Source organism: Rhodococcus sp. 15-649-2-2 (assembly GCF_002258645.1).
Taxonomy (GTDB): domain Bacteria; phylum Actinomycetota; class Actinomycetes; order Mycobacteriales; family Mycobacteriaceae; genus Rhodococcoides.
Genome location: NZ_NPFM01000010.1, coordinates 50567 through 75804, shown reverse-complemented (window position 1 = coordinate 75804; position 25238 = coordinate 50567). Strand labels below are relative to the sequence as shown.

Here is a 25238-nt window from a genome sequence, read left to right as displayed (position 1 = left end):
ATGGCAATGGATTTCGAAGACATGTTGACCAAGATCAAGGACCGTCAGTGGGCATTGGCCGACATCGATTGGGACGGCCCGGGAGCCGAGACCATCAGCCCCGAACTGCACGCCAAACTCAAGCCCTTCATGTCCGATCTGATGTGGATCGAGAACGTGGGCGCTCGCGGTTTCGCAGCGATGGCGCTCAAGGCTCCGAACGAGACGCTGGCGGAGATCTATCGCTACTTCCATGCCGAGGAGCAGAAGCACGCCAACGCCGAACTCGCCCTCATGCGGCGCTGGGGAATGCTCGACGGCGATCAGATGCCCGAGCCGAACGTCAACGTCAAGCTCGTGATCGACTGGCTGGACAAGCATTCCGACGGGCTGTCCCTGACCGTGCTGGGCACCGTCATACCGATGCTCGAGGTGGCACTGGACGGCGCGCTGGTGAAGTTCATCATGGACGAGATCGACGATCCGGTGTGTCAGGCAGTGTTCAAGAAGATCAACTCCGACGAATCTCGTCATCTGGCAGTCGATTTCGCCGTCATCGAATTGCTCGGGCATTCCCGGATGCGCAAGCTTGTGGTCGAGACCATCGGTGCGTGGATGAACCCGGCCCTCATCGTCGGATTGCTGCGATACATCCCACTGCTGAACAAGATGCGCGACAACATCGTGGAGATGGGTGTCGACGAAGAGCGGCTCTACACCGCGATGAAGCGATTCCGCAGTGTGGGGGAGCGTAGCCCCGAGGCACTCCGCGTGCCGATGTATCGATTTGTGCAGTGGCACAGCAGCATCGTGATCAACCGCAAGCATCCATACCACCGCCTTGCGGACGGCCTGGTGAAGCTCACCCGCCGGTACCCGACCAAGACTCTCAATTCCGAGCCCACCTGGGCCAAGGAACTGACCTACGAGCCCGTCGCATGAGCGAGTTCGACGTGCGCGAAGGCGTACTCGACGCCGTGATCGTCGGTGCGGGATTCGCTGGAATCGGTACCGCTATCCGACTGCGCAACAGTGGAATCGAGAACTTCGTCATTCTCGAACGCGGTAGCGCGGTCGGCGGAACCTGGCGCGACAACACCTACCCGGGCGCAGCCTGCGACATACCGTCCAGGTTGTACTCGTACAGTTTTGCCCCCAATCCGAACTGGTCGCACACGTACTCCGGTAGCGGTGAGATACTCGACTACATCCACACGATGGTGGGCGAGTTCGACATCGAATCGCGTATTCGATTCGGACACAACGTAGTCGACATCATCTGGAACGAGGCCGCCGGACATTGGCACCTGAGCATCGACGGGCGCGCCGATGTTCGGGCGCGCACGGTGGTGATGGCGTCGGGGCCGCTCGCCAATGCCAGCCTGCCGAACATTCGCGGCATCGACACCTACGAGGGGCACAAGATACACAGTGCTCGGTGGGATCACGACTACGACTTCGAGGGCAAGAAGATCGCCGTCGTCGGAACCGGGGCGAGCGCTGTGCAGATCGTCCCCGAACTGGTCAAGATTGCCGATACGGTCAAGGTCTTCCAACGCACCCCGGGTTGGACGCTGCCCCGAGTCAATCGAAAGACGCAGGCCGGTACCAAGCGTCGTTATGCGCGGTACCCGCAGACGCAGACCCTGGCGCGTTCGCTGTGGTTCTGGGGCCACGAGTCCGTTGCCCTCGGTGTCGTCTGGAAGACTCCGTTGACGCGCATCGTCGAACTGGTCGGTCGCGCCCATCTGCGTCACCAGGTTCGCGATCCGTGGCTGCGGCGACAGCTGACACCCCGGTTCCGGGCCGGCTGCAAGCGACTGTTGATGACCAGTGACTACTACCCGGCACTGCAGAAGCCGAACTGCACGTTGGTGACCTGGCCGATTGCAACGCTCTCGCCCAGGGGAATTCGGACCGTAGAAGGGGTCGAGCACCAGTTCGACGCCATCGTGTTCGCCACCGGATTCGACGTGTCCAACACCGGGACGCCCATACCGATCACCGGGCGCGACAGCCGCGTGCTGGCCGACGAATGGAGCGCAGGGGCCAAGGCGTACAAGAGTATTGCGGTCTCGGGTTACCCGAACATGTATTTCACCTTCGGTCCGAATTCCGGTCCGGGACACAGCTCGGCACTGGTGTACATGGAGGCTCAGATCGATTACATCGTCGAGGCGATCTCCCTGGTGCTCGAGGGAAATCTGCACAGCGCCGATGTGCGACAGGACGTCCAGGATGCCTACAACGATGACATGCAGCGCAAACTGGCCAAGACGACCTGGAATTCCGGTTGCAGCAGTTGGTATCTCACCGAGGACGGCTTCAACGCCACCATGTTCCCCGGTTTCGCCACCCAGTACGTCAACCAACTCAGAGGTGTCGAACAAGGCGACTTCACCATGGTTCCGCGCCGCGTCGACCTGCCGCGGGAACCGGCACGGGCCGTCGCGCACTCCTGAATCGCTCGCGAGCACGCTTGTCGCTGCGATGACGTTCGGACTCCGATTCGGAACTTCCTTCCGCCGCGTCGTCGACGTATATCCTGTGGGTCGACGCGCGGCGGAGGTAGGGAGCTCGGTGGAATATCGAATCGACGACTTGGCTCGAGAGGCCAAGACGACCACTCGCAACGTGCGGGCGTACCAGGAACGTGGACTACTGCCGCCGCCCACGCTCCGAGGACGAGTCGGTATTTACGGTGACGATCACCTGACGCGGCTCAAGGTCATCGACTCGCTGCTCCAGCGGGGTTTCACCTCGGCGCACATTGCCGATTTTCTCGCTGGCTGGGAGCAGGGCAAGGACCTGGAAGAAATCCTGGGCCTGCAGGAAATCGTGACTCGCAAGTGGTCGTCGGCCGAGACCACGATCATTCCCGTCGAACTGATTGCGCAGTTTCTCGGTGAGGACAACGACAGCATCGTTGCCCGACTGATCGACGCGAAACTGATCAGGATCGACGGGGATCAGGCCGAGATCCTCGACCCAACTCTCCTCGAGGTGTTCGTCGATCTGAGCCAGTACGGCTTCACTCTCGAACAGCTGCTGGACCAGCACGAGCGGACCGCGTCGAAGATGAACGCCATCGCGGAGTCGATGGTGGGGAGTGTGACCGACCATCTGGCCGCGAGACACGGTCCGGGTTGGCTTCCCAAGTCCGGGGAGGTGGCAGAGACGACCGAGATGTTCGAGAAGATGCGTAGCCTGGCGATGAAATCTGCGCAGGCAGAGCTGGCTCGCGCCCTCGATCGCGTCCAGGAACAGGCATTGAGTGACTATCTGTCGCAGACATTGTCCAGACAGAACGAATGACTGCGGTTTGAGGACTGCGACAATCGGACATACGTAACTCTCGACAGCCGAACGGCGGCTGACCGCCTAAGGGGGCACCATGAGGTTCGTAACGTTGATCGTTCTCGTCTGGCTGATCATCGGCGCATTCGCGTCGTACCAGCGTGGAGATTTCGAGAGCGCACCCGACAACTGCGCGGGCGCGGGCACCATCGCCCTGACCGTTGTCGCGGGACCGCTCAACTACTTCGGGGTCAACCCCGAGGTCACCGATTGCAACGTGACCGTCCCGCAGCCGAGTGAGTGATTCGAGTCTCTGACCGCGCGTACACGGAACACCTTCCTTAACCTGGTGAGGTGTTCCGTGGACGCTTGTTGCTGCTTCTCGCCTTCGCGATCCCGGTTGTATTGGTGTCGCTGGTGGGCGTGGGCGGATACGTCGCGTTCACCAAAGCCCGCGTCGATCCGCTGACCACCGCCGATGCCATCGTGGTACTCGGCGGCGAGCACGACGGCCGCGAGGCCTACGGCATTTCTCTCGCCCAGCAGGGTCTGGCGAAGACGGTGGTGCTCTCCGACCCGTACGGATCCAGCGACCCCACCATGAAGAAGGCCTGCGCGGCGTCCACGGCCGAGTTCGAGGTGCTGTGTATTCCGCCGACTCCGTCGACCACGCGCGGAGAGGCGATGTTCACCGAGGAGCTCGCCCGCGAGCGCGGGTGGAACCACGTCATCGTCGTCACGTGGCGCTACCACCTACCCCGCGCCCGGTACATCTTCGACCAGTGCTTCGACGGCACCGTCACGATGCGTCCGACGCCACGCGCCTACGACTTCTCCCTCGTCGAATGGGAGTTCACGTACCTCTACCAAATTGCGGGGTTCGTCAAGGCCGGCGTGCAGGGGTCGTGCCAGGACTCGGCGGGCGACTGACCCCGATGGGGCTCAGACGATCTTGTAGTAGAGCGTGACGCCCGACTTCCAGGCCAGGAATCCGAACATCGCCGCAGCGATACCTCCCACGACATTCGCGGCGAAGAAGGTTGCCGCGCTCCGGTACCGCCGCCGTCGGGCGAGTCCGATCGTGACCGATGCCAGTGCCGCCATCGGAGCCACCGAGGCCAGGAAGCCGACGCCGACCACAGACCTGAGAGCGTCCGGTGGATCGATCGCGAACACCAGCCCCAGCGCTGCGCATGCCATGAGATTCAGCGCGGACAACCGGCGGCGAGACGTGATCGCGAACGAGAACACGAACTGGAGGAGTGCTGCCAGTCCGCCCCCGACCGCCACGAGGACGATGGTCGTCATCGGATACTCGGTCTGGTTACAGCTGCGCCGATGGCCATGGCGATCAATGCGATCACGGGAGTCGACACGAGGTAGACCACCGAGTTCCAGGCACCGCGGTGCGTCACCGCCTGGAGCGCGTACAGGCTGAAGGTGGTGAACCCGCATGCCAGTCCGAACACTCCGGCGCGGGCAATCGGGGCCGATCGTCCCGACAGATAACCCAGGGCGGCTCCGACGACGAGGCAGCCGAACACATCGACACCGAACGTGCTCATCAACAGCCATCGCGGCGTGAAGCGCCACGTCCACACCTCGTACCGCATCGCCGCACCCACCGCACCGCCGACAGTGGCCGCGAGGTACTCACCGATCGATCGACGGCGGTCCGTTCCCTGCAGTCCCTCGATCACCGAAGCGAGCCTAATGGGAGTCGAGCAACTCGGCCGATCGGAAGAATGTCGGCCAGGGTGGACCAGGGTAAAGTCGCCGTGTGACTGTGGACGACATGGGCCTCGGGCCCCAGCACTTCGATGTGATCGTGGAATGGCGTGATCAGGATGTGGTTCTGGCCGTGTCCGGTGAACTGGATCTGGTGACCGCTCCCGACTTGTCCGAGTCGGTTGCTCTCGTGCTCGAGAAGTCGCCGACGGCGATGGTGATCGATCTCAGCAACGTGGGATTTCTCGCGTCCGCCGGTATGTCGCTGTTGGCGTCCACCCATCAGCAACTCGGCGGCGAGGCCGGGTTTGCGGTGGTCGCAGAGGGTCCGGCCACCGGTCGTCCACTCACTCTGGTCGGTCTGGACGAGGTGTTCGGTATCTATGCAACGGTCGACGAAGCTTTTGTTGCACTTCGTAAGGGTAGATCCTGAACTTTTGGGTAGACAGGACTCATGATGGCGACACTCTCCGGAGGTGACGACTCACGTTCCGACAGTTCGATCTCGACGGCAGGCACGCGAATGAAAGAACTGCTGTTCACCGGCGAGCCTGCCGACGCTGATCGAGCGTCGGCTATTCGTCGTGAGCTCGGTGAGTGGTTGGACAGCGTGGGCGTCGATCCGGATCGTGCTTACGACGTGGTGTTGGCAACGTACGAGGCGATAGCGAACAGCGTCGAGCACGCGTACCGGGATCATGCCGATCGCGGGACTCTCGATATCCGAGTGTTGTGGGTGGCGGACGGTCGGATCGATGTGAAGGTTGTCGACCGCGGGGATTGGGCGTCGCACAACTCCGATCCGAATCGCGGGCGCGGAGTCCCGCTGATGCGAGCATTGGCCGACAGCGCGGCGGTCACCTCGGATCAGAACGGCACGACGGTTCACATGATCTGGGATGCGATCCGTAGCACCTGATTCCTCCGGCACACTGGTGGCATGGTCGACATGCAGATCGCTACAGCGGAGAAGAAGAAGATAACTCTCCCCAACCTTCGTGTGCTGTGGCAGTTCGTTCGACCGCACAGCCGCACCCTTGCGCTCGGAATGACCCTCGGTCTCGTCGGAACGGGGGCCGCCCTTGCTACGCCGATGGTCGCGAAGGGAGTGCTCGATGGCCTCGGCACCGATGCCTCACTGATCTGGCCGATTCTGCTGCTCGTCGGTTTGCTCGTAGTGGGGTCGGTGGTGCTGTACTTCCAGTGGATCGTCCTGGGGGTGTTGGCCGAACGCATCGTTCTCGACGCCCGCAAGTCCATCGTTCGCAAGTACTTCGGAGCCACTGTCGGCAGTCTCGGCACGCGGCCCACCGGCGAGCTCGTCACCAGAGTCACCTCCGACACCGTTTTGCTGCGTGAGGCGGCGTCGAATGCGTTGGTGGGCATCGTGAACAGTGTGGTGGGCTTGGTGGGCGCACTGATTCTGATGGCAGTTCTCGACCTCGTTCTGCTCGGTGCGATCGCGACGGCCATTATCGCGATCGCGATTCTGTTCTCGCGTCTGATGCCGCCGATTGCCGTGGCGCAGCGGCAGTCTCAGGAAGCAGTGGGTCGGTTGGGCGGGATTCTGGACGGCACCCTGCGGGCAATCCGCACCGTCAAGTCGAGCAGGGCCGAGACCCGCGAATCGGAGCGGGTGATCTCCGAGGCGCGCACGTCGGCTCAGCACAGCGTGCGAGCGGTGAAGATCTCGGCACTGGCGTGGACGTTCGCCGGTGGCGGTGTTCAACTGGCAATCATCGGGATCCTCGGTCTCGGCGGCTATCGAGTCAGCACCGGAGCGCTCGCGGTGTCGAGTCTGATTGCGTTCCTGCTGTATGCATTTCAAGTGATGGGCCCGGTTCAGACCCTGGCCACCAACATCACCGCGCTGCAGGCCGGAATGGCGGCGGCTGCACGTATCCGCCAGATAGACGATCTGGTGACCGAGGTGGGCGTGGAAGGCGCAGCAAACTCGACGAGAACCGACTCGGTTTCACCCGCCCTCGAATTCCGCAGCGTCACAGCACGCTACGCGCCCGGTCGAGAACCCGCCGTGCACGGCATCGATCTCGAGGTGCCGGCACGTGGACACACGGCGATCGTGGGCCCGTCCGGTGCAGGCAAGACGAGCGTGTTCTCGTTGATCCTGCGTTTCCTCACGCCCGAGAGCGGTGAGATTCGGCTCGGTGGCACGCCCTACGACAACCTGACCATCGACGAGGTGCGATCCCGACTGTCCTACGTGGAGCAGGAGACACCGGTGATCCCCGGGTCGATCCGAGACAACCTGCTGTTCAGCCACCCCGAGGCCAGTGAGGCCGACATCTGGTTGGCACTCGAGTCTGTGCACCTGGACTCGACCATTCGTGCGTTGGACGACGGGTTGGACACCGATCTGATCGGCTCGACCGTCTCCGGCGGTCAGCGTCAACGAATCGCGTTGGCACGAGCCATCGTTCGTCGGCCCGAGATTCTTCTGCTGGACGAGGCCACGGCACAGGTCGACGGTCGCACCGAGGCGGCCATCCACGAGGTGATTCGAGCCATTGCGTCGGAAGCCGCCGTCGTCACCATCGCGCACCGGCTGTCCACCGTGCTCGATGCCGACACGATCCTGGTGATGGAGGACGGAGTGGTCCGCGCTCGCGGCACTCACGAGGAACTGATGAACTCCGATTCGCTGTACCGAGAACTGGTGGCTGCGTTGCGAATCGGCGACGCCACCGCGCTGCCGACCCCGAGTTGACCAGCTAGCGTCCGGAACCGGACTCCGTGGTGGTGGTCTCGTCGTCCGACTCGTCCTCGGACGTGGTGGTCGTTCGGTCGGCACCGGTCGTGCGACGCGAGCTCCGCGTCGTCGTCTCGGACCGATCCGGAGTGGTCGTCGTGGGACGAGCCGTGGTGGGCACCGCAACCTGCCACGTGGGGGACGGAGGCACGACGACGATGGTCGAGCTCGGCGACGACACGACCGAGCTCAGGTTGTCCGACTTCAGTGCGGGTGGACGCACCGTCTGACTCGTGTCGTCGAACGCACCGCCCAGAGCACCGATGGTCAATCCGACGGCGATGGCCACTCCCGCGCTTGCCACTGCTGCCAACGCGATGACCTTGTCGCGCATGCACAGACCCTAACGCCGTGGCCGAACCCGGATGGTCGGCAATGATGCGAGAACGTTACCTCAGCGAGCGAAGCGGTGAGGGGTGGACGTTCATTGCGGCGTCAACCGCAGCACGGTGGGCAACGCGTCCGCGATCAGTTCTCCGGCCAGCTCGTACTCCGAGGGCTCACGGCGGTACGGATCTCCGATGTCCAGAGTGTCGACCCGATGCACCGCCCGCGCATCCGCGAGAGCCGCAATCGACTGTGCACCCGACGCAGCGGCCAGGCCGGATGCTTCGAGGAGGGTGAATGTCCGACGCATCTGCCGCGGTGCGAGGGCCAGAACGGCGTCGCGATGGGCGGACGTCATCGTCAGGACCAGGTCTGCGTCGGCGGCGATCGCCGGGGTGAGGCGTCGGGCAACAAAACCGTCCGGATCGCCGCCGAGCTGAGTCAGCACCATCGCCGCCGTCGGGTCCATGGCGTGACCGGTCAAACCCTGGGTTCCGGCGCTGCTCGCAGTCACATCGAAGCCGCCTTCGTGGGCGAATGCGGCAGCGAGTCGCTCGGCCGTCGGAGATCGGCAGATGTTCCCGGTGCAGACGAACAGAACGCGCATGCGGCAACTGTAATGGTGTGGTCGACGCGAGATGTTGCGTCCACTGGGGCGCAGTCGCGGGACGCGCTACAGTGTGCCTTCGGGGGGATCGAGACTGGTTCGTGACATCGGGTCTCGGCGTGTGTTCACGGGGAAATCGACAAGAGGCGGGTAATGACCGAAGTTCTCGGTGTGTCGGTGGGAGCCAGTGCGGTGCGCATGGCTCGCCCTGACGCGCGCCCGCAGAATTCGGGTCGTCTGGGTTTTCACCACGACACCGTCGACGCTTACTGGGATCGCGCCGAGGAGTTGGCGGCCGAGTCGATCGGGGTGGTGCTGTCGCAACCGGGTGACGGCGGCCCCGTGCAGGCAACCGGAGTGGCGTACCGCGACCAGCAGCAGTTCGGTGAGATCCAGCAGGCGATGGCGAGCCAGCGGCTCTACAACTACCGGCTGGTGCCCGAGGCGCGTGCGGCGTTGCAGTATCTGGAGGCATCGGGCGAACTGGGCCACTTCGGCACGATCGGGCTCTACGACCTCGGTAGCTCCGGGTTGACGATCAGCGTCATCGACCGCGGCACCGGCCAGGTGCTGCTGGCCGAGCGCACCATCGACATCAGTGGTGACGACTTCGATCGGCTCATCTCGGACAACCAGCTCGCCAAGCAAGGCGTCGACATTGCCGACAATCAGGAACTGAGCCAGTTCACCGCGCGGTGCCGCGTGGCCAAGGAGCAGCTGTCGACCAGTGGCGCGGTGTGCCTGCCCGGTGACGGCGGCGTCATTCTGATCTCTCGTGAGGCGTTCGAGTCGCTGGTCACCGTTCCGATCGAGTACTCGGCTCGGTTGGTGCGCGACGTCATCGGGCGGTCACCGAAGCACGTCGACGCTCTTGTCCTCATCGGTGGCGGAGCGCGTATTCCGCTGGTGGAGTCGATTCTCAGCGCGTGGATCGGCCTTCCTGTCATCACCCCCGCAGATCCGGAATCCGTCGCCGCCCGCGGAGCGGCACTGCTGGCGACTCCGGTTGCCGACGCGCCGCGTCAGCCCACTCCGGCCCCGGGCGTTCGGCAGTCGTCGTCCGAGCCCGCATCGTTGTCCGGAGCTCCGGATTGGTTGAGCCCCGATCCCGCGACCGACAAGCCGGCCGACTCCAAGCGCAAGGTCCGCGGCGCGGTGCTCGTCGCGGGCGGTCTCGTTGCCGTTGCCGCGCTCGGCTTGTCTCTCGGGTACGGCGGTGGTTCGACGCAGCCGACGAGCGCTCCAGCGGAAACGACCGCTCCGATCACGGCGGTGCCCACCACGCCGAGAACAACGGTTCCGCCCACCACGGCGCCACCCACCACTACCACGGTGCCGCCCACGACCGAGGCCGCCCAGGCTCCGGCGCGCACCTATTCCGAGCCGGAATACGATCCGCCGGCTGCACCCGCGCCCGCACCCGCCCCGGCACCGCTGATCCCCGGCCTTCCTCAGATTCAGCTTCCGCAGATCCAGTTGCCGGCACCACCGGTCATCCAACTGCCGCGCTTCTAGCCCGCTTCGGCGTCAGGCCGCGATCAGGGCAGCTGCAACTCGGCGAGAACCGCCAGGTGATCGCTCTCGGGGATCGCGAGCGGCTGGACCGACAGGGCACGAACGGAATCGCTTGTCACCACATGATCCAGGCGGGCCAGTGGGCGCTCCGAAGGGAACGTGCGGAACAGGCCCGAGCCCGCTGCGTCGGCCGCGTCGGAGAACGGAGTCGACGCCAACGTTCGGAACTGCCGGTGATCGTTGGTGGCGTTGAAGTCTCCGGCAACAATTGCGGTGTCCTGGTAGGTCTCCATGATCGACCGCATCCTGGCCAGGTCGGCATCCCATTCGGCGGTGTGCCTGGGTGTTGCCGGCGACATCGCATGGAACGAGACGAGAGTCAGATCCTGCCCGTCGACGGTGGTGTGGGCCTGTACCGGCACGAAGCCGAAGTTGTCGAGACGGGTGCCCTCGGTCAGTGGGGTGCGGCTCCACAGGCCGGTGCCGTCGGCCACCGGCAGAGCTGCGGTGAAGGAGAACGGGAGTAGTTCGTCGATACCCGCAGCCTGCAGATCGGTCACTTCCTCGGGTGTCAGTTCCTGGACGGCGAGGATGTCGACATCGTGGTCACGGACGGCGTCGACGATGGCTGCAGCGTCGGCGTCCCCATGCGCGACGTTGACGGTCAACAGGGACAGCTCGGGGCCGGAGTTGTCCGGCCCGTCGGCCAGGAACATCGGCACCTGCACTCCGACGACAGCGATGGTGAGCAGCACAGCGACTGCCGACCCGACGCGGGCGCGGGCAGCGGCGAAGAGGATCACTGCGGCGAGGGAGGCCACGCCCAGATACGGAGCTCCGACTACCAGCGCCACGAAGGAGATCTCGGTCACTCCGACTTGCCGGATGACGAACATTCCGAGGGTCACGGCGACCAGAGCCCAGCCAACGACCTGCGCTGCGGTGCGAATGAAACGGCGCATCGCCGCGGTACCTCCTGTTGCGTGCCCGAGTTGGGCATGGATGTGTCTGGTGTTGTCTACACTCGGCATGTGCCCAGCTCAGAGCCGATATGCAAGTGCCATCACGAACAAGCTGCGCACCGGCATTACCGGCGTGGAACCAACTGTTCGCTGTGTGACTGCCCTCGTTTTCGGGGTCCGATACCGCTTCTGTCGAGATGGTGGCCCAGAAAATAGTTCGCCGGACAAAAACAATCTTACCGTCCGATCCTGTGCGAATAATAAATCCAGTCGATAGGATTAGGGGCCTGGATACAGGCAATACGGACAAATGCGGCTCGGGGACCGTCCGACATTCGATCCGGTAGGAGAGGCTTCATGTCGAACGATGCAGTGCTGGACAGGCTCGGAACCGGATTACGGGTCCTCGAGCTGGACCCCATCACGTACCGACCGCACCCGATTCACAACCACGACCGCATCTGGACCGAAACCAACTGTTACGTCGATCTCTGGATAGAGGTTCTGCACTCTCTCGGCGCGGATCCCACTCCCGCTCTGGCGTTCGTGCTCAGCGCCGGGTGCGACGGCAGGCAATGGGACTTCGTGAAGATCATGCCCGAGGACCTGCGCACCCTCTACGGCATCGACGTGGCTGAGATGAACGTGTGGCGGCCCGTGCTCGAGCATGTGGTCGAGGGTCTGAACGACGGCATCCACGTTACCGTCGAAGTCGACGGCTTCTGGCTGCCCGACACCGCAGGCACCAGCTACCGAAACCAACACACCAAGACCACCATCGTGCCGAACCTCGTCAACCGCGAGGACAAGGTGATGGGGTACTTCCACAATCGCGGGTACTTCGATCTCACCGGGGCCGACTTCGACGGGATCTTCAACCTCGCTCCCGAACCGCATGCCGAGGTGTTGCTGCCCTACGTCGAGCAGATCCGCGTGGACTCTGCGGTACTCGATGCCGGATTCGGTGATCGAGACCTCGACGTCGCTCGCGCGCACCTGGCACGGCGGGCACCGGGAAACCCGGTCGACGCGCTTGCTCGGCGCATCGTGGCCGACATTCCGCTCGTCCAAACCGCCGGGCCCGACGCATTCCACCTGTGGTCGTTCGGACTGCTCCGCCAATTCGGAGCCACCGCGGAGCTCGCGGCGAATTACGTCGAATACCTCGACGGCCGCGGCGCGCCCGGTGCTGCCGCGGCAGCACCACACTTCCGCGATGCCGCCTCCGGTGCCAAAGCCGTGCAATTCCGAATGGCACGCGCCGCACGTGGCCGAGACGTCGTGCTCGACGAGCCGCTGATCGAGATGAGCAAGAACTGGGCGGCAGCCATGGATCTCGTTGCAGGCGCAGTGGGCACGTGATCGATCTGCTCGACGGCGCTCGGTGGCAGCTGGCCAGAACCGACGCCGGCTCCGTTCTCGACCCCGGTGATCTACCCGCCGATCTGGAGTGGATCGATGCGGAGGTGCCAGGAACGGTGGCGTCGGCCCTCGGCGCGTCGCTTTCCGGAGTGAACCCGGACGATCACGACTGGTGGTTCGTCGCGGAGGTCTCCACCGCCGACCACCGTCGGGTGCGAGTGACGTTCGGCGGCATCGCAACTCGTGCCCAGATCTGGATCGACGGCAGCCACCGCCGAACGGTGACGTCGATGTTCGTTCCCGAGATCGTCGATCTGACCGAATGCGGCCCCACAGTTCGTATTGCCCTGCACGTCGAATCGCTTGCTGCGCAACTGAAGTCCCGACGTCCACGCGGGCGATGGCGATCGTCGTTGATTGCAGCGCAAGGGCTTCGGCACGTGCGCACGACGATGCTCGGCCGGGCACCCGTGTACGGGCCCCTTCCGATCGCCGTCGGACCATGGCGTCCGGTGTCGATGGCGCCGATTCCCGATGTTCGTCGCAGCGAACTGTCGGCAGCTGTGTCCGGCACGGACGGGATCGTGGTTCTGCGCGCCGAGCTGGATTCGCCACGAGACGCGCGAATCGTGATCGACGACACCGTGTCTCCGGTTCACACAGTCGAGCTCGGCACGGTCGAGCGCATCGATTCGACTCTGACGTTGCCGGATGTCGAACTCTGGTGGCCGCACACGCACGGCCGACCGCGAACGTACCGGGTGGCGCTCGAGATCGACGGCACCGTTCATCGCATGGGGGTCGTCGGGTTTCGTACGGTGGAGCTGGACCGCACCGCGGGCGGCGCGCAACTCGTGGTCAACGGAGCGGACGTGTTCTGCCGAGGTGGAACGTGGACGCCGCTGAATCCGGTGCGGTTGTGGTCCTCGGAGGCGGAACTGCGTGCCGCGCTCGAACAGCTCCGATCCGCGGGTCTGAACATGGTGAGGGTGGTCGGCACCCTGGTGTACGAGCAGCCCGAATTCTGGTCGCTGTGTGCAGAACTGGGCATCATGGTGTGGCAGGACGTCATGTTCGGCACCGTCGACCCGCCCACCGACGAGACCTTCACGGCGTCGGTCACCCGCGAGCTCGACGCGTTGGCCGATACCGTGTCGGCGAACCCCGCCCTGATGGTCGTCAGTGGGGGAAGCGAGACGCAGCAGCAACCGACGATGCTGGGGCTTGCCGCCGACGATCAGCGAATGGAGATGCTGGACAGCGTTGTTCCCGACATTCTGGCCGGTCGCCTGCCCGCGGCGGCGTATGTGACATCGAGCCCGTCCGGTGTGCAGGGGGAATTGCACACGCATGTGGGCGACGGTATCGCCCACTACTTCGGGGTCGGCGGCTATCTCCGCCCGTTGTCCGATATCCGCACCGCCGGTGTACGTTTCGCGGCAGAGTGTCTGGCTTTTGCCGTTCCTCCGGAGCGAGCGTCGGTGGAGAGGTTCTTCGGGTCCGCCGCAGTTGCCGGCCACCACCCGGAATGGAAAGCTGCCGTTCCACGCGATCGCGGCTCGTCCTGGGATTTCGAGGACGTGCGAGATCACTACGTACGCAGCATCTTCGGAGTCGATCCGCATCTGATTCGCCGGGACGACGCCGAGCTGTACCTCGATTACGGCAGGGCCGCGACGGTCGAAGCGTTCACGGAAGCATTCGGCCATTGGCGTCGGGCGTCCTCGGGGTGCGCCGGTGCCCTGGTGCTCACGTTGCGGGATACGGTTCCCGGTGCCGGCTGGGGCATAGTCGATAGCGCCGGTGTACCGAAAGCGCCCTTCTACGCATTGGCGCGGGCGAGCACGCCGGTGGCCCTACTGTTGTCCGACAACGGACTCGACGGTTACTCGGTGGAAGTGGCCAACGACGGCCCGGCGCGCACGGGCACCGTTCGAGTGGTGCTGCACGCGTCTCGGGGCAGTCACGAATTCGAGCAGTCGGTGAAGGTGGGCACGAACTCCTCGGTGGCGCTGACGGTGGACTCCATCGTCGGCACGTTCACCGACCTCAATCATGCTTACCGCTTCGGCCGCCGAACATACTCCGCCGTCACCGCTGCATTCCTGGACGCCAGTGGGGTGGAGGTGACGCGAACCACCGTGCTCGTCGGCCCGCAGGCCCGTCAGAACACTGTGGGGCTGTCGGCCGAGGTCACCGAAAAGTGTTCCGGTACATGGGAATTGACAGTCAGATCCGAGTGGGCAGCGCAGTACGTCTGTGTCGACATCGACGATTACCAGGTGTCCGACTCGTGGTTCCACCTGGCACCGAACGAACCCCGGACGTTGACTCTTGTCGGTGGTGGGGCGACTGCACCACGTGGGCATGTGCGTGCGCTGAACTCCGTGGAGCGGGCCTCGGTGGCACCGACGGTCGTGAACAGAACTTCGTAGTGGACTACGAAGTCGGTCCATGGCCCAAGCCGCGCACGTGCCGCTAGCGGCTCGTGCTGAGTTTGCCTCGGGCATAGCCGATTCCGGCCGCGCCGACGCTTGCCACCACGGCCATCGCACCCCAGGCGCGCACCGGATTACCGCGGGCAGCGGCACTGGTTTCGCGACCGACTGCGCGAGGCAGGATCTTGGCGGTGTAGGCCCGCTCCGAGGACAGGGCGTCCTCGGCCCCGATCAAGCGGGCGATAGCTGCCTTCGAGACGCCCTCGGCGTAGCTGCGTGTGATGAGGTAGCGCGGACGAGTGCGGTCTGCGCTGACCGTGTGATCGACGACGATCGAGGGATCGAACACGATCTGGGCATCGGGATGCGTCTGGCGTAGACGGATGCACAGTTCCGTTTCCTCGCAGCCGAGCGGAACGCGACCGATTCGGCCGATGCCGGAGACGAATCCGCCGAGTGCGACGACCGGTTCGCGGCGGAACGACATGTTCGCGCCCATGAGGTTGCGGACCTGAGCGGTTTCCGTTGGCTGCCCGCGGTAGGTGCACCCGACGACCCAATCGAGTTCGCCGGGTTCACCCACTACCTCGGCCGGTAAGAAGGCCGGACGTTTGTCCGGCCATACCGGGTATGCAGAGCCCCCAACGGCGTACACGGCATCGTCCGAGTAATGGGACAGAATGGCTCCGAGCCACTCTGTGGTGCGCGGTGACGCGTCGTCGTCCAGGAAGACGACGATGTCACCGGTAGCGAGATCCAGAGAGGTGTTGCGCGCACCGGACAAGCCGCGCGGGTGGTTGTTCTCCACCACGTTCACGGTGTCGTGCAGCGGCAGGAACTCCTCGCGTGCGCGCTCGGCCAGCTGTGCGTTGTGATCGATGACGACGATCAACTCATCGGCCGGTACGGCCTGATCGAGGACGGCACGCACGGCGGTCCGAAGTTCGGACCACCGAGCCAACGTGTACGCGCAGATGACGACCGAGGAAGTCGGCAGACTCACGCCGTCCTCTCGCGCAGTTCGAGTACCTCGTTGTACGACTCCAGGGCCTCGAACTCGAGGTCCATGTCGGTACGAGCGTCGATCGACTCACGCAACGGACGAACGATGGACTTGCGCTTGATGCGGCGAGCCCGCATGCGCTCGGTCATCAGCGTGCGCAGTACTCGGAAGCCGTCGGAGAAGGTGCGCAGGTTGCTCTGGCCGTAGATCCGGGCCAGTTCGACGCTCGGCACCTCTTCGATGCGAACCGAAGCCTCGGCGAAGCGGCAGTTGATGATGGTCTCGATCTCGAAGCCGTCGCCCCAGAGCATCATGCCCTCGGCTCCGGGCTGATCGACGACGGGCAGATCCAGCACCGGCACCAGGTCGCGCCAGAAGGCGTTGTAGCCGTAGCAGAGATCGGAGAAGCGGGTTCCGAACAGCGTGTTCGCCACCAGGTGCAGGCCGCCGTTGCCGGCGCGACGCAACGGCGTGATGTCGTGGCTGCCGCCGCCTTCGCAGAACCGGCTGCCCTTGGCGAAGTCTGCGCCGGCGATCAAGGCCTCGACGAAGCGCGGGATCTCGGCAGCATCGGCCGAACCGTCGGCGTCGAACATGACGATGATGTCCCCGGTGGCAGCTTCGAAGCCACAGGCGAGCGCATTGCCCTTGCCCTTGCGGGTCTGCTTGATGATGCGGATGTCGCCGCGGATCTCGCGAGCGGCATCGATGGTGCCGTCGACGGATCCACCGTCGACGAGCACGAGCTCGTAGTCGTGGGAGAGCAGGGGGAGGACATGGCGAAGGTTCGCGGCCTCGTTGAGCGTCGGGATGACGACACTGACGCGGGGATTCTGACGATTCAACATATCCATTCCACAGGGGTCGAGTGCGATGGGCAGATGTCTCCGAGCTCCGTGAAACGACCCCCGCCGCATCCACAGACAGTGTCTTGACGCTTGTTGTAAAGCGTTAGAACCTGTTTCCATTGACTGATAGCAAGCTTAAAAGATGCGACGAGATTGTCAAGCCGCAAACAAACCAACTGGAAGATTGTTTGGAGACGCTCGTCATAGTTTGTGATCCGGTTACCGAGATCGGTACTGGTAGACGATCGTGTCGGCATCCTGGTACCGAACCGACCACGCCGAGTTGGTGCGCAACCACTGCCGGAAACGGTTCACGGCGTCGTCGGGAACGAACCCGTAGTAGTGCATCGCTTCCAGCGACTGCCGAGTCAGCACCATGTATGTCGGTGTTTCGCTGACCGACGCGTTGTAGTCGATCTGGCCGAGCTTCTCCGGCGTCGGGAACCCCTGCATGTACTCGGGGCCGAGAGCGTACAGAGGAACGTCCCAGTAGTCGTTGGCCTCGGTCAGGCGGCCGTAGTCCGATGTCGACCGAGCCGGGTAGCCCGAGGAGTAGAGCATCGTGACGGCGGTACCGGAGGGCGACTGTGCGGCCACCGCGCGGGCATCGTCGATCTGGTCGCGATGCTCGAGCACGATGGGCCACAGTCCGAAGTACGCCTGCAGGCCGAGGACAGCCGAACCGATCGCGCCGGCCGTGGCGACCGCGACCGAGGTACGGGCGGTGAGCCTGCGGGCCCGCGACGGCCGGTCCTGGGACGGCTGACGGTCGAACAAGGCGAGGAACATCGGCGTGATCAACAGAACGCACCCGGGGATCGCGTAGAGGTACACCCGGAAGATCGCCTCGCCGCCGTAGCTCTGCCCGGCGAGCAGCATGATCGAACCGAATGCCATCACCATCGGGGCCCAGAACGTCTTCTTGGTACGCCAGGCGTAGATCGCCGAGACGAACGCCAGGCCGAACACCCCGCCGGACAGCGCCCGGCAGACCAGTGACGTGATCTGTTTGCCCAGCACGCCCTCTTCCTGGACGTTGCTCGCCGCGTTCTGAACCGGATCGAACCCCTGGAAGAGCCCGTACGGTGCCACGATCGGCAACCGTGGATACAGGTACCCCAGCAGGATGACGCCGAGCGGAATCATCAGCCACCACGGCTTGGCTCGTCGCGTCACCAGCAGTACCCCGGTGACGGCCATCAACCAGTACGGAGTCAACTGATGCGTCGGCACCAGCGCTGCGAACGGAACGATCGACAGAAACGCCGCGGATCGGGTCAGCTGCGAGGACATCAGCAGCGCCAGGAAGCCGACGGCGAGCAGCAGCGCCCAGGCCTGCGGGGAGTAGTAGTCCTGGCCCACCCAGTTGATGACCTCGGCGAGCATCGCGGCGGTGACGGCGGCCCGCTCGGTGAACTTCATGACTCGGGCCAAACCGTAGATGCACGCGGCGAGCACCACGTGGATCATCGGCGCGAACACGTGTGCCAGCGACAGCGTGTCGTAGCCGGTGACGTGCTGGAACCACGCCGAGACGAGGAAGAAGCTGGGCCACTCGCTGTAGATGTCGACCCCGCTCGGGGCCAGCCGGTTCAGGTCGAGGACGAATTCGGTGACGGCGACGTGCTTGTACGTCCAGTCGTAGATCGGTGCGGACGTGATAAGTGTGACGGTGAATCGTTGCACCACGATGGCGAGGCCGACCGCGACCATCATGGTGCGCAGCTGATTCCGCCGCAGTGCGATCAGGAATGCAGCGATGATCAGGACCATGCACAGCACGAGCCCCGGGCCGGTGCCGGCGGTCAGCAACCCGAACTGCGAGTACGTCGCTCGTTCGAGACCGGGCAGCATCGGCAGCCACAGAAAGAAGGCCAATGCGAGAATCAGGCCGGCAACGTTGCGGCGCAGTGTGTCTCGGTCGGTCAGCACGAACTTGGTCGACGCGAAGGCCGCGGCGCGTGACGACGGTGAGACGACCGCACGTGTGTGCACGATCCACTCGGGCAGGTCGGGACGACCGTGCTTGCGGTACCACAGCACCGACGAGCCGATCAGGGCCAGACACAGCCACAACGTCCACATCCGGGGCGACCAGCGGTATCCCCACATCGCCGCCGACACCATCAGTGTCACCACCGAGATGCTCAGAATCGGCAGGGCAGCCGGAACCGCGGTGCGGGGGATGCGAACCCACGACAGAATTGCCGCACCCGGACCGAAGAACAACAGGACGGTGAGCAGCACGACGCGAACGAGCGTGGGCAGCGCGATCATCGAGGCCAGACCGGACCCCGCTGCCAGAACGGCGATGTCGGCGTAGCGCAGTCGACTGCCCGCGCGTCGCGTCGTGCCGGCAGCGGTATCGGTTGTGCCGACGGGCCATTCGAAGGTCCAGTCGGACGGGACGAACAGCTTGTGCCGCAGGTCCCCGAGGGACCGGTGGCCGGAATCAGTCGAGGACCGGCTCACGACTCACCCCCGCCAACGGAGTGCGCTCGCGACCTTCGCGCCTGCTGCGCCGAATGGCCGCGGGGCCCTTGGCGATGGACAACAATTCCATTTGGCCGATGCCGTCCGGTAGGTCGGCTGCGAGATCGTCCGGAGGTGACGCGACCTTGCTCATTTTGGCCGACAATCGAATTGCGCTGCCGAGCCGGCGGAACGCCACCGTGGCCGCGAGCGTCGCAGATCTGCGGTTCGTGGCGACGGTGTACAGCCAGGCACCGAGGCCGAGGCCGTAACCGCGGGCCTGCACCGCCAATGCCTCCGAATCGGCGCGGTGCCGGTGCCACACGATGGCCGCGGGCTCGTACACCAGCTTGTCGCCCGCCATCAGTACTCGAAAGAACATGTCGAGGTCCTCACCGCCGTTGGTCGGGGAGCCGACTCCCAACGCCTCGTCGAATCCTCCCAGATCGAACATCCGTCCGCGGTCCACGGCGAAATTGGCCCCGGTTCCGTACATGCCGACTTGGAACGGGAACAGCGGTACGTCGTCCGGGGGGTTCTTCAGGTCGTAGACCCGAGGCGTGACCGAACTCGCCCACCCGACACGGCGGTCGAAGTACGCCTGAGCCTGGGTTCTGATCTCCCCGCTCGGCACGATCCCGGACACGCACGTCACCCGGTCGGCTCGTGCGAAACCGCGCGCGATGCTCTGCAACCACTTCGCATCCACCGCGACGTCGTCGTCGGTGAACGCGACGATGGTGTTTCTCGCCGCACGCAAACCCGTGTTCCTCGCCCTCGACAGCCCTGCCGTCGGTTCGGACACGACGCGAATGCGCTTGTCGCTCAGACCGTGGACGTACTGCTGCGTCGCATCGGTCGGAGAGGCGTTGTCGACGACGACCACCTCGAAATCCGGGTATTCCAGAGCGGACACCGATGCGAGCGCGCCCTTCAGGTGATCGACCCGATCACGGGTGCAGATCACCACCGTGATCGGGGGCAGTGACCGGCCGGGTTCCGGCAGAGCCTCGGGCATCGGAACCTGCGCGAGAGACATGGCCGCTCGTCGCGCGTCTTCTGCCGCGACCGCGCCGTCGACGACATCGAGTTCGACGAAGCCGAGCGGGTCCAGTCCACGTCGGATCAACAGCCGGGCACGCCGATAGCCGTCGGAATCGTCGAGGGCGAGAGACTCCGGAAGATCCTGCTCCAGGTCGATGTCACCGATCCACACGGCACCGTCCCATTCGGGAGACTGGAGTCTGGGGAGCGCGGGAGGTAACACGGGAGGGGATCCTTTCGGGTGACACACATAGGGCAGGTACTGCGGTCTCAATCGGTGCGATACCGCACCCAGTCGACCGCCATGGTCGCCGGGAACGGCGTCGAATTGTCGGTGGGCCCGGGCCAGTCGCCGGCAACGGCGACGTTGAACAGCAGGAAGAACGGCTTGTCGAACACCCAGTAGTCGTCTCCGCCGACGAGGTCGGCCGGGGTGACGGTAGCCAAGGTGGTGTCGTCGATGCCGGTGGTCACGCGGCCCGGTGAGCGTTCGACCCAGTAGGTGTGGAAGCCCTCCGACAGCGGCTCCGGTGGAATACCGCCTGCGTCCACTTTCTGGCTGGTGAGCGAATTCGGCTGGGGCGCATGGATTCCGGTGTGGTACTGGTCTGCCTGGTTCAGGGTCTCCATGATGTCGATTTCGCCGGAGAGGGGCCAGCCGACGGAGTCCAGATCGGTACCGAGCATCCAGAACGCCGGGTGCAGTCCGGCTCCGGCAGGCATCTCGATCCGAGCCTCGACGCGGCCGTAGGTGAACTCGAACTTGTCCTTTGTGGTCACTCGGGCCGAGGTGTAGCCGTCACCGTTGCGCATGGCGTTGATGACCATGTGGCCCTGGCCGTCGAGGGAGGAATTCTCGGTCGAGTCGGTGTAGTCCTGCTTCTCGTTGTTACCCCACCCGGTCCGACCGACGTCGTGGCTCCATCGGTCGTCCGCCAACGCATCGCCCGCCGTTCCCGAGAAGTCGTCGTAGACGGTGTATCCGGGCTTGGCTGCCGCGGTGTTCGACGCCGACGTCGTGGAGGTGGCGTCGACGCCGCCCTCGGCAGTGGATCGACCATCGGACTCGGATCCGTTCGAGCGATGCGCAATTCCGTACACGGTGCCGGTGACGACCAGTCCCAACACCACGAGAAATGCCAGCACCGACGGCCAACGGCGGCGCGGACGCTCGACGAGCAGACCGGAGCCGGGGAGCCGCGAGACCTCGACGGTCCCTGTGCCGGACTCCCCGCCCGATGCGGAGTGACGGCTCACGCGGACTCGTCGAGGGTTTTCGGCACTCGCGTCGCGTTGAACTGCGAGACCGAGAGGATCAGAACGCCCACCAGAAGGGAGTAAGTGGCGACGCGTTCCATGGAGCCGATGCCGAGTCCGAATTCGTGACCACCCATGTAGGCGAAGTACCCGGCCAGACCGACGGCACCCAGCGCAGTGACCACGATGCGGATCGTTCGTCGCAGACTCCGGTGCCCACCGGCGACGACGAGGCCGAAGTTCCCGAAGATGAAGAACACGGTGGCACCGAACGAGTGGATCGGGTAGTTCACGCCTTGGTTGACGACGCCGGCCGTGATCGCACCCGCACCGGCAACGACGAAGAACGAGGCTGCCCTGCCATCGATCCGGCGAACGATGTACCACGATCCGCCCACGGCCGCGATCGCCACACCGAACAGCACCATCGAGGCGTTCAGCAGGACGTAGAGCTGGCTGCACGGCCAATCGCCGACAGGACCGCAGAAGGGGATTCCGAGTTCGCTGATGTAATTGTTGCGGTAGCTGTAGAGCCCACGCCATGTGGCCGAGACGATGTACTCGACAAGGACGAACTGCACCACCGACAGCCCCGCCCACCGAGCGACATGGGCAACGAAGCGCGATCGTTTCGGTGCTGCGGTCGGCTCGGCCCGCGCCGTCGCGGCGTTCACTTCGGATTTCGCTTCGGTGGTCATGCGGTCTTCTCCTGAGGGGCGAGCAAGGCGAGGGGGTCGGCTGCCACGAGATCGAGTGCTGCCTGCACGGTGTGACTGTCGAAAACATTGTCGTGGAACGATGCCGAGACGAACACGACCGAATCGATGGTCTCCATCGTGATCATCACCGACTCCGGTCTACCGGGAGCCGCGATCACGAAGAACGCTCGGTCGGCAGGTTCGGCAATCCAGGAAACCGGCTCCAGCTGCCTGACTCTACCGACATCCGAGAACATGAGTTCGACGTTCGGCCGCACCGGAACGCGGTCGTCGAACACACCGGAGACAGCTCGATGCTCACGCTTGTACTTGATCGTGCTGATCGTCGCGGACGCGATCGGACGGCCCTTGTCGATGGCACCGGACAACGCGTCGTTCACCTCACCGGGCGAGGCGGGATCGATATCCGTGAAACCGATCCCAGCGGCGAAATTGCCGAGCACCGTGGTCGACGGCGGGAGGTAGCGGCGGCAGTCGAAGAGAAACCCTGCGGATCGAGCGACCGAAAACGATGTACGCACGAACGCCGTGGACACGGCCGCGCACATCACAGCACTGACACTCGCGCCGGGCAGATTGGATTCTCGCCACCGACGAATCGCGGTGGTGGTGCCCGCCGGCGTCACGGCAACGGCGACCGCGGCGGACGGTGTCCAGGGCACAGATACCGTCGGCGATGCGGTGCTGGATACCTCGGTCGATTCCTGCTTCATGCCGGGACGAACGCGGCCGTAGATCGTGTCGAGAACCTTCCGGGGATTGCGAACAGCCCAGTGCAGCAATGCCTTCCGCAAAGGATGGCCCTCCACTGCACTGCCGGCCCAGGCCGGAAGCGAAGCGTCAGGGGTGGCGTCGGCCAAGTAGGCGAACAGGTCGACCGGCAACAGAGCGTCGCCGAGGCCGTGATTGAGATCGAGGAACAGGTACCGACCGGCCAGCCGGATCCGAACGGGAACCTCGGCAGCGGACGCGTGCGAGAACTCGGTCAACTCCTCGGCCAACTGCTCGTGGTCGACGTGAGGGCTCTCGGTGATGTGCTCGACAACCCGCTCCGGCTCGAAAGCCCATGCCGCCGACGACTGTTGGGCACGCAGGCCCAGCCGAGCTGCCGGACCGATGGACGCCAACGCGAGTACGCGGCTCTGCACACGTGCGAGATCGCCGAAATCCGCAGGCCCCAGCACGGTCACGATGCGTGAATCGGACCGAAGCATGTCCAACGAACTTGCTCGATAGATCTGGGTCATGGCGCCGTCCTGTGTTGAGCGTGCACCGGAATGCGACGCGGCGACGGCTCTTCGTGTTGCCGCGGCGCGTCCTGTGGCTCGCTGTGACGAGGTCCGCGATCTCCTGTTTCACCGTGTCGGGGTTCCCGTCGACTCTCGCGGGGGGAGCCGCCGTCACGATCGTCGATCGGCCCGCGTGGACCGGGATGGTCGGGCGATCCAGCATCGGTGCCGGACTGACCGTTGCTGCCTGCCGACAGCTCACGGATCCACCGAATCAGCGGCACGATCAGCACGAGTGCGCCGAATGCCTCGGCAGCGAGGTAGGCCCAGCCCACGGCCGCGATGCCCATCGACGACGACAGCCCGATCGATCCGCCGATGATGAGCGAGGTGGCCACGACCTGCACGATCACGGCCAATCGCATGCGTCGACGGACCCGAGCCAAACCGTCGTAGAGGGAACCGACCACCGAGAGCGGAATGGTGAGCGCGGCGAGCTGCACGATGATGGTGCCCTGGTCGCGGTAACCCTGGCCGATCAAGCCGAGGCCGAACGGTGCGATGAAGGCCAGGAAGATCGACCCTCCGACAGCAACGATGCACACGAGAGTCATGAACCGTTTGGTCAGGCGGTGGAACTGTTCGGGATGTGCGGCGACCTCGGCGACATACGGGCCGATCAGCACACTGATCAGAATGTAGAGGGCGCTCACGATCGACCAGGTGAGGGAGAAGTATGCGTTCTGCTCGGCTCCTAGGGTGGCGACGACGATCATCGGCACGAGCAGTGGAGCGAGCGAACCGAGTGCGGTGATGCCGTAGGCCGAGCCGAAGTAGGCCCACATTTCGCGTCTGGGCGGCAGATCCGGCTTGCCGGCGTACCGCTGTTCGGTGCGCACGTTCTTGAAGATGGCGCGCAGGACGAAGATCGATGCCACGATCGCGGGGACCGCCCACGCAGAGATGATCGAGGTGCTGCGCTCGGTGGTGAAGAGCGCCAACAGGAGGATGAACTTCAGGACGGCGTGGAAGACGTTCTTGCCGGCCGCCCAGCGTGCGACACCGAGACCGGACGAGGTCTGATCTTGGAGCGCGAACACCGCGAGCACCGCGACGAAGAACGGGAACGTCACGATTTCGGCGGTGTTGGTGAACATCTCGTCCCTGGGAGCCACCAGGAGGAAGCCGCCGCCGAGCACGAATGCGAACGCCGTCACGGTGAGGTAACCGCGCACGATGAACGATTTCGCCAACCGGCCCGAGACCGGAAGGAATCGCTCGTACATCGAACCGAGGCTCAGGTTGGAGAGCGTCGAAAGCATCACCGCGGACGTGATGACCGCAGACGCGCTGCCGACCTCTGCCACGGGATAGAGGCGGCCTGCCGCAGCCCAGAACAGCAATCCGAGCGCCCCGGTTATGGCCGTCGAGAGCATCAGTGCCAGCGAATTGAGCGCGAGGTTACGATCGGACGCCTTCGAACCCGGACCCGATTCGGGTACCGACTTCACGTCGGCTGCGGCGAGGTGATCGGGGTTCGTATCCAACACGCGGACCGAATTGTGACGTGGCACGGTCGAAACCGGCATCGTCGGACTGTTCATCAAACCCATGTCGAACCGCGCAGGTTCGACCGGATACCACCGAAGTTGTTCGAGCTGCTCGTGTTTGGGTGGCGCGA

Annotated in this window: 24 protein-coding genes; 11 read left to right on the top strand and 13 right to left on the bottom strand. The window is 64.5% G+C overall.

The window, feature by feature from the left end; genetic code table 11:
* The 5 genes from CH305_RS04610 to CH305_RS04590 all read left to right on the top strand — a co-directional run bounded on the left by CH305_RS04610 (window position 1) and on the right by CH305_RS04590 (window position 4206).
* On the top strand, window positions 1-921 hold the full coding sequence (locus CH305_RS04610; RefSeq protein ID WP_027495608.1) for a hypothetical protein: 921 nt from the start codon (window positions 1-3) through the stop codon (window positions 919-921).
* The gene (locus CH305_RS04605) at window positions 918-2441 is read left to right on the top strand and encodes an NAD(P)/FAD-dependent oxidoreductase (protein WP_094702926.1); all 1524 of its coding nucleotides are present in this window, start codon (window positions 918-920) and stop codon (window positions 2439-2441) included. Before CH305_RS04610 ends, CH305_RS04605 begins: the two co-directional genes overlap by 4 nt.
* 118 nt (window positions 2442-2559) lie before the next feature.
* The gene (locus CH305_RS04600; protein WP_094702983.1) at window positions 2560-3294 is read left to right on the top strand and encodes a MerR family transcriptional regulator; all 735 of its coding nucleotides are present in this window, start codon (window positions 2560-2562) and stop codon (window positions 3292-3294) included.
* Between the two features lie 79 nt (window positions 3295-3373).
* Entirely contained in the window at window positions 3374-3580 is a 207-nt protein-coding gene (locus tag CH305_RS04595; RefSeq protein WP_032376182.1) for a hypothetical protein, read from the top strand.
* Window positions 3581-3630: 50 nt separating this feature from the next.
* Window positions 3631-4206, top strand: a complete 576-nt coding sequence (locus CH305_RS04590; protein ID WP_094610912.1) for a YdcF family protein — start codon at window positions 3631-3633, stop codon at window positions 4204-4206.
* A gap of 12 nt (window positions 4207-4218) precedes the next feature.
* Here the strand turns inward: CH305_RS04590 and CH305_RS04585 are convergent, their stop codons facing one another.
* Together CH305_RS04585 and CH305_RS04580 are read right to left on the bottom strand one after the other, a co-directional pair.
* Complete coding sequence (locus CH305_RS04585; protein WP_032405513.1) at window positions 4219-4584, bottom strand: CrcB family protein; 366 nt, start codon at window positions 4582-4584, stop codon at window positions 4219-4221.
* Complete coding sequence (locus tag CH305_RS04580) at window positions 4581-4976, bottom strand: CrcB family protein (protein ID WP_094702925.1); 396 nt, start codon at window positions 4974-4976, stop codon at window positions 4581-4583. Before CH305_RS04580 ends, CH305_RS04585 begins: the two co-directional genes overlap by 4 nt.
* 125 nt (window positions 4977-5101) lie before the next feature.
* On the opposite strand from CH305_RS04580, the gene CH305_RS04575 reads away from it, so the two are divergent.
* From CH305_RS04575 to CH305_RS04565, 3 genes are read left to right on the top strand one after another with little or no spacing between them, the layout of a single operon-like run.
* Window positions 5102-5437: an STAS domain-containing protein gene (locus CH305_RS04575; protein ID WP_371828296.1), complete on the top strand. Its 336-nt coding sequence runs from the start codon at window positions 5102-5104 to the stop codon at window positions 5435-5437.
* A 21-nt stretch (window positions 5438-5458) separates the two neighbouring features.
* Window positions 5459-5923, top strand: coding sequence for an ATP-binding protein (locus CH305_RS04570; protein WP_052057768.1), 465 nt, complete (start codon window positions 5459-5461; stop codon window positions 5921-5923).
* Between the two features lie 21 nt (window positions 5924-5944).
* Window positions 5945-7732 (top strand): ABC transporter ATP-binding protein, encoded by a 1788-nt coding sequence (locus CH305_RS04565; protein ID WP_094702924.1) that lies wholly within the window; start codon window positions 5945-5947, stop codon window positions 7730-7732.
* A 4-nt stretch (window positions 7733-7736) separates the two neighbouring features.
* Here the strand turns inward: CH305_RS04565 and CH305_RS04560 are convergent, their stop codons facing one another.
* Both CH305_RS04560 and CH305_RS04555 read right to left on the bottom strand, forming a co-directional pair.
* Window positions 7737-8108, bottom strand: coding sequence for a hypothetical protein (locus CH305_RS04560; RefSeq protein WP_032376185.1), 372 nt, complete (start codon window positions 8106-8108; stop codon window positions 7737-7739).
* Window positions 8109-8198: 90 nt separating this feature from the next.
* Window positions 8199-8708 (bottom strand): low molecular weight phosphatase family protein, encoded by a 510-nt coding sequence (locus tag CH305_RS04555; protein ID WP_080734186.1) that lies wholly within the window; start codon window positions 8706-8708, stop codon window positions 8199-8201.
* Window positions 8709-8861: 153 nt separating this feature from the next.
* On the opposite strand from CH305_RS04555, the gene CH305_RS04550 reads away from it, so the two are divergent.
* Entirely contained in the window at window positions 8862-10223 is a 1362-nt protein-coding gene (locus CH305_RS04550) for an Hsp70 family protein (protein WP_052057766.1), read from the top strand.
* A gap of 23 nt (window positions 10224-10246) precedes the next feature.
* On the opposite strand, the gene CH305_RS04545 is transcribed toward CH305_RS04550, so the two are convergent.
* On the bottom strand, window positions 10247-11185 hold the full coding sequence (locus tag CH305_RS04545; protein ID WP_094702982.1) for an endonuclease/exonuclease/phosphatase family protein: 939 nt from the start codon (window positions 11183-11185) through the stop codon (window positions 10247-10249).
* Between the two features lie 357 nt (window positions 11186-11542).
* Between CH305_RS04545 and CH305_RS04540 the strand changes: the two genes are divergently transcribed.
* Both CH305_RS04540 and CH305_RS04535 read left to right on the top strand, forming a co-directional pair.
* Window positions 11543-12547 (top strand): DUF1839 family protein, encoded by a 1005-nt coding sequence (locus CH305_RS04540; protein WP_094610913.1) that lies wholly within the window; start codon window positions 11543-11545, stop codon window positions 12545-12547.
* On the top strand, window positions 12544-14982 hold the full coding sequence (locus CH305_RS04535) for a glycoside hydrolase family 2 protein (RefSeq protein WP_094702923.1): 2439 nt from the start codon (window positions 12544-12546) through the stop codon (window positions 14980-14982). The genes CH305_RS04540 and CH305_RS04535 overlap by 4 nt, the downstream gene beginning before the upstream one ends.
* A gap of 43 nt (window positions 14983-15025) precedes the next feature.
* On the opposite strand, the gene CH305_RS04530 is transcribed toward CH305_RS04535, so the two are convergent.
* From CH305_RS04530 to CH305_RS04495, 8 genes are all read right to left on the bottom strand, one after another.
* Window positions 15026-15988: a glycosyltransferase family 2 protein gene (locus tag CH305_RS04530; protein ID WP_032405515.1), complete on the bottom strand. Its 963-nt coding sequence runs from the start codon at window positions 15986-15988 to the stop codon at window positions 15026-15028.
* Window positions 15985-16842 (bottom strand): glycosyltransferase family 2 protein, encoded by an 858-nt coding sequence (locus CH305_RS04525; RefSeq protein ID WP_080734185.1) that lies wholly within the window; start codon window positions 16840-16842, stop codon window positions 15985-15987. Before CH305_RS04525 ends, CH305_RS04530 begins: the two co-directional genes overlap by 4 nt.
* A gap of 213 nt (window positions 16843-17055) precedes the next feature.
* Window positions 17056-19308: a hypothetical protein gene (locus CH305_RS04520; protein WP_094702922.1), complete on the bottom strand. Its 2253-nt coding sequence runs from the start codon at window positions 19306-19308 to the stop codon at window positions 17056-17058.
* On the bottom strand, window positions 19289-20575 hold the full coding sequence (locus CH305_RS04515; protein ID WP_256983534.1) for a glycosyltransferase family 2 protein: 1287 nt from the start codon (window positions 20573-20575) through the stop codon (window positions 19289-19291). The genes CH305_RS04520 and CH305_RS04515 overlap by 20 nt, the downstream gene beginning before the upstream one ends.
* Before the next feature lie 47 nt (window positions 20576-20622).
* The gene (locus tag CH305_RS04510; RefSeq protein WP_256983532.1) at window positions 20623-21609 is read right to left on the bottom strand and encodes a glycoside hydrolase family 16 protein; all 987 of its coding nucleotides are present in this window, start codon (window positions 21607-21609) and stop codon (window positions 20623-20625) included.
* Window positions 21606-22307, bottom strand: a complete 702-nt coding sequence (locus CH305_RS04505) for a DUF998 domain-containing protein (protein ID WP_094702920.1) — start codon at window positions 22305-22307, stop codon at window positions 21606-21608. The genes CH305_RS04510 and CH305_RS04505 overlap by 4 nt, the downstream gene beginning before the upstream one ends.
* The gene (locus CH305_RS04500) at window positions 22304-23575 is read right to left on the bottom strand and encodes a hypothetical protein (protein ID WP_143545239.1); all 1272 of its coding nucleotides are present in this window, start codon (window positions 23573-23575) and stop codon (window positions 22304-22306) included. The genes CH305_RS04505 and CH305_RS04500 overlap by 4 nt, the downstream gene beginning before the upstream one ends.
* Window positions 23572-25146: a lipopolysaccharide biosynthesis protein gene (locus CH305_RS04495; RefSeq protein WP_179278183.1), complete on the bottom strand. Its 1575-nt coding sequence runs from the start codon at window positions 25144-25146 to the stop codon at window positions 23572-23574. Before CH305_RS04495 ends, CH305_RS04500 begins: the two co-directional genes overlap by 4 nt.
* Window positions 25147-25238: the final 92 nt, after the last annotated feature.